This is a genomic window from Mycobacterium sp. (assembly GCF_047975165.1).
Taxonomy (GTDB): domain Bacteria; phylum Actinomycetota; class Actinomycetes; order Mycobacteriales; family Mycobacteriaceae; genus Mycobacterium.
This window is the reverse complement of the sequence record NZ_JBKECZ010000033.1, coordinates 40,011-48,628: the sequence shown is the minus strand read 5'-3', so window position 1 is coordinate 48,628 and position 8,618 is coordinate 40,011. Positions and strand designations below refer to the sequence as shown.

The 8,618-nt window shown below is 66.9% G+C and carries 5 protein-coding genes; 3 read left to right on the top strand and 2 right to left on the bottom strand.

What is annotated here, in order from left to right:
- Positions 1-244 precede the first annotated feature (244 nt).
- A complete protein-coding gene (locus ACK5M9_RS03175) occupies positions 245-1,960 on the bottom strand; it encodes a PPE domain-containing protein (protein ID WP_416891745.1) in 1,716 nt (571 codons plus the stop codon).
- Between the two features lie 251 nt (positions 1,961-2,211).
- On the bottom strand, positions 2,212-3,090 hold the full coding sequence (locus ACK5M9_RS03170) for a L,D-transpeptidase (RefSeq protein WP_416891744.1): 879 nt from the start codon (positions 3,088-3,090) through the stop codon (positions 2,212-2,214).
- Positions 3,091-3,981: 891 nt separating this feature from the next.
- Between ACK5M9_RS03170 and ACK5M9_RS03165 the strand changes: the two genes are divergently transcribed.
- From ACK5M9_RS03165 to secA, 3 genes are all read left to right on the top strand, one after another.
- Positions 3,982-4,623: a ComF family protein gene (locus tag ACK5M9_RS03165; protein ID WP_416891743.1), complete on the top strand. Its 642-nt coding sequence runs from the start codon at positions 3,982-3,984 to the stop codon at positions 4,621-4,623.
- A 315-nt stretch (positions 4,624-4,938) separates the two neighbouring features.
- Positions 4,939-5,628 (top strand): ribosome hibernation-promoting factor, HPF/YfiA family, encoded by a 690-nt coding sequence (gene hpf / locus ACK5M9_RS03160; RefSeq protein ID WP_416891742.1) that lies wholly within the window; start codon positions 4,939-4,941, stop codon positions 5,626-5,628.
- A 121-nt stretch (positions 5,629-5,749) separates the two neighbouring features.
- On the top strand, positions 5,750-8,602 hold the full coding sequence (gene secA / locus ACK5M9_RS03155; RefSeq protein WP_416891741.1) for a preprotein translocase subunit SecA: 2,853 nt from the start codon (positions 5,750-5,752) through the stop codon (positions 8,600-8,602).
- Positions 8,603-8,618: the final 16 nt, after the last annotated feature.

Here is an 8,618-nt window from a genome sequence, read left to right as displayed (position 1 = left end):
GGTAGGTTCGCGCGGTGGTGGTGAATCGCTCCGGGGCGAGATTCAGCCTGCTTGCTAGCGAGCGTAACGCCAGGGCGAAATCCGGCGCGCGAAATCGCAGCCACGTTACGCTCGCGAACGACTCGCGCTCACGCCTGGGTGCTGAGCAAAATGTCCGAATTCAGGGGGCCAGGCGCCGAGGGGCGGGGGTCAGGGGCAGGGGGCAGGGGGCAGGGGCCAGGGGGCAGGGGGTCGGGGCCAGGGGTCAGCCGAGGCCGAAGAGCCCGCTGATCAGGGAGCCGTAGTTGAAGTAGCCGGAGGTGAAGCCGCTGATGGTGAGGTCACCTCCTATCGAATTGTGGATGGGCACTCCGGTGTTGAACCAGCCGGACATCCTCCCGTTGGCAAACTCCCCTCCCAGGGCCTCGTTGAAGAAGCCCGACACGTGATTCCGGCCGCTGATGAGGGGGTGCGGGTCGGCAGTGGTGTTGTTGAAGCCCGATACGCCGTTGCCGGTGTTGTTGAAGCCCGAGTTGGGTCCCTCGGCGTCGGTGATCGACCCGAAGCCGGTGTTGAGGTGCCCCGAGTTGAAGAAACCGGTGTTGATGTCGCCGGAGTTTCCGCTGAACGTATTGGTGTAGCCGGAGTTGTGGTTGCCGGTGTTGTAGCTGCCGGCGTTGCCGAAACCGGTGTTGTAGTCGCCGGCGTTGCCTAATCCGGTATTCATCGAGCCGCTGTTGCCTATGCCGAAGTTCCCCCCGAGCACTGGGGAATCGCCCGCCGGTGAAAGAACCTCGTTGGGGGCGCTGTTCAGCAGACCGACATTGCCGTAGCCGGAGTTGCCGATGCCCACGGTCTGGACCAGCCCGGTGAGGCTGGGATCGATATTGGCGCCGGAGTTGAAGAATCCGAGGTTGCCGTCGCCGGAGTTGAAGAACCCGATGTTGCCGGTGCCGGAGTTGAATAGCCCCAGGTTCCCGGTGCCGGTGTTGCCGTCGAAGTGGAACGTGCCGGTCAATGTGTCGTAGTAGGCACCGCCGACCCCGATGAGATTGTTGCCGGTCAGCCCGAAACCGATGTTGTTGTCACCGGTGTTGCCGAACCCCTGGTTGCCGGTGCCGTGGTTTCCGATTCCGGCGTTGTAGTCGCCGTGATTGCCGAAGCCGAGAATGTTGTTGTCACCGGTGTTGCCGAAACCGATGTTCTCAAAGCCCCGGTTACCGAGGCCGAAGTTCCATTCACCGAAGTTGCCGCTGCCGAAGTTCTTGATACCGATGTTGCCGCCGCCGAGATTGCCGCTGCCGAAGTTGCCGTTGCCGATGTTGCCGCCGCCGGTGCCGCTGTTGTTGCCGTTGCCGATGTTGCCGCCACCATTGTTGCCGACACCGAGGTTCGGCTCGCCGGCGGCCGCGCTACCCGCGGCTCCTCTGCCGAACAGGCCACCGACACCCGGCAGTCCCCCGAGTGCCTGCTGCCACGAGGACAACTGAGCCGCGGCCGCCGATGCCCCGCCGTGGTAGCCGAACATCGCGGTGACGTCGGCGGCCCAGAACTCCTCGTAGGCGCCTTCGGCGGCGGCGATCATCGGCCCGTTGAGGCCCAGGAAGTTCGAGCGCACCAGTTGCGCGAACGCGTTGCGGTTGGCGGCGATGGCCTCGGGGTTGATCATGGCGGCCCTGGCCGTCTCGAATGCGCCGGCTACGGCATTGGCCTGACTCGAAGCGATCAGGGCTCGGGCCGAGGCCGCCTCCAGGAAGGCCGAATACGGCGCTGCGGCCTGTGCCATTGCGGTGGCGGCCGGGCCCTGCCAGGCTTGGCCGGTCAGATTCGAAGTCACCGACGAGAACGAACCGGCGGCGGAGCCCAACTCTTCGGCCAGGTTGTTCCAGGCGGCGGCGGCCGCCAGCATCGGCGCCGAACCCGCACCCAACAGCATCCGCAGAGAATTGATCTCCGGGGGCAACGACACAAAACCAGCCACAGTGAACTCCGAGTGAACGACCGCCCGGTGTGGGCGATGTGAAAATTGTTCTCAGCCTATCGGCGTAGCGATGGGCTTGGTTGGCTTTCGCGAATATCAGCCCCGGGCGCCGACCGGCCGCCGGGGACTCCTGGCGCCTGGCGCCTGGCGCCTGGCGCCTGGGGCCTGGGGCCGCGGGGCTGGGGACTGAGGGCCAGGGGGCCTGGGGGCGGGCGGCGGTCGGGCGGCTCGAAGGGCTGCTTTGAGAGTGTCTAGGAGGGCGGGCGCTCCGGGGTTTGGAGCTTGGGGCCGACTTGTTTGTCCGAGCGGCTGAAGGGGACTCCCTGGGTGACCACTACCGGATCTCCCACGCTGACCGTGTCGTAGTACCACTCGGCATCGGTTGGGGCCAGGCTGATGCAGCCGTGGCTGGTGTTCTCCACACCTATGGAGGACTCAGCCCACGGCGCTGAGTGCACAAAGAGGCCGCGGTCGGTGATGCGCACGGCGTAGTCCACCTTCAGTCGATAGCCGTCGGGCGAATCGACCGGGATGCCCACCGAGCTGGAATCCATCGTCACGGAGCGGTCTTTGGACAGCACGCGGTAGGTGCCGACGGGAGTGGCGAATTCCGGCCTGCCCATGGACGCCGGCAGTACTCCGTCTTCACCCCAGTGGGGCCGGTGGTGCGGTGCCGGCAGGGGCGGCGTCGGACCGGCCACGACACCGTCGATGCTCACGGTGAAGGTGTGATTCTCGATGTCGGCGACACCGAGTACCTTGGGCCCGGTCTTGAATTCGGTGTGCTCACTGCCCACCGCAAGTGCGACCGTGCTGTGCGCCGGCCAGAATCGGTCGGGGACCCATTGCACGACGCGGTTGTCGAGCCATTCGTAACCGCCGGACATGGCGGGTTCGGATTTCACCGCTATGGCGCGCTCCGCGGCCGGCCTGTCGGTCACCGGATCGGCGAACGTCACGATCACCGGGTGTGCGACGCCCACCATCGCGCCGCGTGCGGGTTGGATGCTTGCGACGCCCGGTTGAGCGGACCGGCCGATCGCTGCGGTCAGGGCGGTATCGGTGTGCCCGGTGAGTATCGCCGAGACAACCACAGCCACAGCGAGTAGAGGCCGTAACGTCGCTCGCATCGCACCCTCCCAACGCCGCTCGGGTCGGCTAGAAATCGTCGTCAGTCGGATCGTAGGTGGGGTGCGACGGCGAATCGGGAAGCGCGCGTAGGCAAGTCGATCAGCGTTTGGTTACAGGTGGGTCTCCCTGGATAACGGGCTCTTCACAATTGATGGTATTGAGGGCTCTTCGCCATCGAAGGTGTGGCCGGTACTCGGCTGGGGTGCTGGGGTGCTGGGGTGCTGGGGTGCTGGGGTGCTGGGGTGCTCGCCCTGGGCCCGTACCGGCGGCCCGCGACTGCGAGTGTGAACCGGGCGTCGAGGGTGCAGAGGGGATCGGTGTGCCGCAGCCGCAGCCGCAGCCGCTGCCACGGCCGAGACAATGGCGCCGAGGCCACCTCGACGATCCACCGGCACTGCGTCGCGGGGGTAATGCTCTCAGCGAGGTCACCCCCTCGGGGCGGATGCCGAGGAAGCTCGTCGCGGGCCGCCGGCCACCGGCCACCGGCCACCGGCCACCGGCCACCGGCCACACCCTCTATCGCGAAGATCCGCATTGAGGGCGCAGTCGGGTCCTGAATTCACCGGTTCCTTCTCGCCTTCGCTCGCGGCCTGGTCCTCGTCCTCGCCCGCGTCCTGGCCCTCGCCCTTGCCCGCGTCCTCGCTCTCGCCCGCACCGTCGGCAACGACACCCCGACGTGTTGTACCCGCTCGGTTTCGAAGAGCCGGTTCGGGTGGCGCGGTGGGGAGTGAGCGCGCTGCTGTCACAGTCGACGCCCTACGTTCACAGTCGACGCGACCAGGTTCGAACCCCGACTGCACTTTCGACCGCGAAGAGCCGGGCAACGGGCGAATCGGCGCCTCGGGCCGGGGCTGACTTGTGGTGTCGTCCGGTGCGGCGATACTGGCGCCATGTCCGGCCCGTTCGATCTCGTCCTGCCGCTGGAATGCGGCGGGTGCGGAGCGCCGTCGGTTCGCTGGTGCGCGGCCTGCGACCGCGAGCTGTGGGTTTCGCCGGGCCATCCGCTGGTGCTGCGCCCCCGGGTCGATCCGGGAGTGCCGGTGTTCGCGCTGGGCCGCTATTGCGGTACGCGCCGCCAGGCGATCCTGGCGCTCAAAGAGCGAGGGCGCGGCGATCTCGTCGGGCCGCTGGCCCGTGCGCTGGCCGTCGGGGTGCACCGGCTGCTGTCCTGGGGTATGGCCGAGACTCCGCTGACGGTCGTGCCCGCGCCCACCAGGCGCTGGGCGGCCCGGAAGCGTGGCGGCGACCCGGTTGCCCGGATGGTCTCCGCCGCGGTGGCTGGTCATCCGGGTATCGGTGTCGCGCAGGTGCTGCGCCTGCGCGGATTCGTGCGCGACTCGGTGGGGCTGGGGACATCGGCCCGCCAACGCAACCTGGCGGGCGCCATCGTGCTGCGCGGCGACCGGCCGCGCGGCGAGGTGCTGCTGGTCGACGACGTCGTCACCACCGGCGCCACCGCGTCGGAATCGGTCCGGGTGCTGCGGCACGGCGGTGTGCGGGTGACAGCGGTTCTGGCGATAGCGGCGGCCTGACCGGAAGCCGGAATCCTTGCCCGGAATCCGGGCTTGACCGATGAAGTGACCGCGTTCTGCGGAACTCGCGACAGGCCCGCGATTCGGGTGGCACAGTGAGGTGAGCAACGACTAACGTTGGCCCCAGGCCTCAACTCAGGGTTGTGAAATCGCCAGGTTGAGCAGCGTGGTAGGAGGTGAGAATTCGTCTTCTTTGCTCCGGCGGGCAGCCTGTGGCGGGGGCTTCCACAGCCCGCTCTAACCCCGTCGGCGCACATCGTCAGTGCCGTCCGCGCAGGGTGCGTGTGACGTGATAAGAGAAACGAGTTGCCACGAATGTCAAGGTTTTCCGCGGATTCCGCGCAGGTCCTGAACCAGACCGGAACTGAAGACCAGGCCGAGCCGACAGCCGGTGCCGAGATCGTATTCAAGGGCCGTAACGTCGAGATCCCGGATCATTTCCGCAGCCATGTTTCACAGAAGCTCGCCCGTTGCGAGCGCCTCGACCGGACCGTCTATCTTTTCGACGTCGAACTCGACCACGAACGCAACCGCCGCCAGCGCAAAGCCTGTCAACGTGTGGAAATCACGGCCCGGGGCCGTGGCCCGGTCGTCCGCGGCGAGGCCTGCGCCGACAGCTTCTACGCCGCTCTGGAATCCGCGGTTGCCAAACTCGAGAGCCGCCTGCGCCGGGGTAAGGACCGCCGAAAGGTGCACTACGGCGACAAGACGCCGGTGTCGGTTGCCGAGGCCACCGCGGCGGCGCCGCCGTCCAAGGCATTCGACATCGGACCGGCCGAGCCGCACGATCACGCCGGCGGCGAGGCACGCGCCGGGGAGCGCAAGCCGGGACGGGTGGTGCGCACCAAGGACCACCCCGCCGAGCCGATGTCTGTCGACGACGCGCTCTACGAGATGGAGTTGGTCGGGCACGATTTCTTCCTTTTCCTCGATGAGCAGACCCAGCGGCCGTCGGTGGTCTACCGTCGGCACGGCTACGACTACGGGTTGATCCGGCTGGCGTGATCCAGCCGGGGCGATCCGGCCGGCCCGGCGAACGACAGCGGGCAGCGAGTCCTCGCCCGGCAGTCGCCTACGATGGGACTCGCTGAATCGAAGAAGACTCCTACCCGCAGGGGACAATGCTGTGCTGTCGAAGTTGCTGCGCCTCGGTGAAGGTCGCATGGTCAAGCGCCTCAAGAAGGTGGCCGACTATGTCGACGCGTTATCCGGCGAATTCGAAAAACTCACCGACGCCGAACTCAGGGCCAAGACCGACGAGTTCAAGAAGCGCCTGGCCGACGGCGAGACCCTCGAAGACCTGCTGCCCGAAGCGTTCGCGGTGGCCCGCGAAGCGGCCTGGCGGGTGCTCGACCAGCGCCCGTTCGACGTCCAGCTGATGGGCGGGGCCGCGCTGCACATGGGCAACGTGGCCGAGATGAAGACCGGTGAGGGCAAGACGCTGACCTGCGTGTTGCCCGCGTATCTCAACGCACTGTCGGGCAACGGGGTGCACGTCGTCACCGTAAACGACTACCTGGCCAAACGTGACAGCGAGTGGATGGGCCGGGTGCACCGGTTCCTGGGCCTGGAGGTCGGCGTCATCCTGGCGCAGATGACGCCCGACCAGCGGCGCGTCGCCTACAACGCCGACATCACCTACGGCACCAACAATGAGTTCGGCTTCGACTACCTGCGCGACAACATGGCCCACTCGCTCGACGACCTGGTGCAGCGGCGGCACAACTTCGCCATCGTCGACGAGGTCGACTCGATCCTGATCGACGAGGCCCGCACCCCGCTGATCATTTCCGGCCCGGCCGACGGCGCCTCCAACTGGTACACCGAGTTCGCCCGGATCGCTCCGCTGATGGCCAAGGACACCCACTACGAGGTCGATCTGCGCAAGCGCACCGTCGGGGTGCACGAGAAGGGCGTGGAGTTCGTCGAAGACCAGCTGGGCATCGACAACCTGTACGAGGCAGCCAACTCGCCGCTGGTCAGCTACCTCAACAACGCGCTGAAGGCCAAGGAGCTGTTCAACCGCGACAAGGACTACATCGTCCGCGACGGTGAGGTGCTCATCGTCGACGAGTTCACCGGCCGCGTGCTGATCGGCCGCCGCTACAACGAAGGCATGCATCAGGCCATCGAGGCCAAGGAGCATGTCGAGATCAAAGCGGAGAACCAGACGCTGGCCACCATCACGCTGCAGAACTACTTCCGGCTCTACGACAAGCTCGCCGGCATGACCGGTACCGCCCAGACCGAGGCGGCCGAACTGCACGAGATCTACAAGCTCGGCGTCGTCTCGATTCCCACCAACAAGCCGATGGTCCGGGCAGACCAGTCCGACCTCATCTACAAAACCGAAGAGGCCAAGTACATCGCGGTCGTCGACGACGTCGCGGAGCGCTACGAGAACGGGCAGCCGGTCCTGATCGGCACCACCAGCGTGGAACGCTCGGAATACCTTTCGCGGCAGTTCACCAAGCGGCGCATCCCGCACAACGTGTTGAATGCCAAGTACCACGAACAGGAAGCCGGCATCATCGCCGAGGCGGGCCGGCGCGGCGGCATCACCGTGGCCACCAACATGGCCGGCCGCGGCACCGACATCGTGCTGGGCGGCAACGTCGACTTCCTCACCGACAAGCGGCTGCGCGACCGCGGTCTGGACCCGGTGGAGACGGCCGAGGAGTACGAGGAGGCCTGGCACGCGGAGTTGCCCAAGGTCAAACAGGAGGCGACCGCCGAGGCCGAAGAGGTGGTCCAGGCCGGCGGGCTGTACGTGCTGGGCACCGAACGCCACGAGTCGCGGCGCATCGACAACCAGCTGCGCGGCCGGTCCGGCCGGCAGGGCGACCCCGGGGAATCGCGCTTCTACCTGTCGCTGGGTGACGAACTCATGCGGCGGTTCAACGGGGCCGCCTTGGAGAGCCTGCTGACCCGGCTCAACCTGCCCGACGACGTGCCCATCGAGGCCAAGATGGTCACCCGGGCGATCAAGAGCGCGCAGACGCAGGTCGAGCAGCAGAACTTCGAGATGCGCAAGAACGTCCTCAAGTACGACGAAGTGATGAACCAGCAGCGCAAGGTCGTCTATGCCGAGCGTCGCCGCATCCTCGAAGGCGAGAACCTTCAGGGGCAGGCCACGGAGATGCTCACCGACGTCATCACCGCCTACGTCGACGGTGCGACAGCCGAGGGCTACGCCGAGGACTGGGATCTGGAAGCACTGTGGACCGCGCTGAAGACCCTGTACCCGCTGGGTATCGACCACGAGACACTGACGCGCCACGACGCGGACTCCGAGCGCGACGACCTCACCCGCGAGGAGTTGCTTGAGGCACTGCTGGCCGATGCCGAAAAATGCTATGCGGCAAGGGAAACTGAGATCGAAGAGCTCGGCGGCGAAGGCGCGATGCGCCAGCTCGAACGCAACGTGCTGCTCAACGTCATCGACCGCAAGTGGCGCGAACACCTCTACGAGATGGACTACCTCAAGGAGGGCATCGGGCTGCGGGCGATGGCGCAGCGCGACCCGCTGGTCGAATATCAGCGGGAGGGCTACGACATGTTCATCGCCATGCTCGACGGATTGAAGGAGGAGTCGGTCGGCTTCCTGTTCAACGTCAGCGTGGAGGCGGTCCCGGCCCCGCAGGTGGACGTCGCCCCGGTCGAGCAGCCCGAGGGCCTGGCCGAATACGCCGGCGCCGCTGAGTCTGCGGCAGGCAAGAATAAGCCGCCGGCAACCGAACGGTCTCCGAAGGAACCGGCGAGCACGTTGCGCGCCAAGGGGATCGGCGCCGACGAACCCGCCCTGACCTACTCCGGTCCGTCCGAGGACGGTTCTACGCAGGTGCAACGCAACAACGGCGGCGCCGCGGCCAAGACGCCGGCGGGCGCGCCGGCCGGTGCCAGTCGCCGCGAGCGCCGGGCGGCCGCCCGCCAGCAGGGTCGTGGCCCCAAGCCGCCCAAATCGGTGAAGAAGCGCTGACCGGGAGTCGACGCAA

What these genes read in the sequence shown, in the direction of transcription:
- ACK5M9_RS03170 (WP_416891744.1), bottom strand. Translation starts at nt 3,090, where the DNA reads ATGCGAGCGACGTTACGGCCTCTACTCGCTGTGGCTGTGGTTGTCTCG.
- ACK5M9_RS03165 (WP_416891743.1), top strand. Translation starts at nt 3,982, where the DNA reads ATGTCCGGCCCGTTCGATCTCGTCCTGCCGCTGGAATGCGGCGGGTGC.
- hpf (WP_416891742.1), top strand. Translation starts at nt 4,939, where the DNA reads ATGTCAAGGTTTTCCGCGGATTCCGCGCAGGTCCTGAACCAGACCGGA.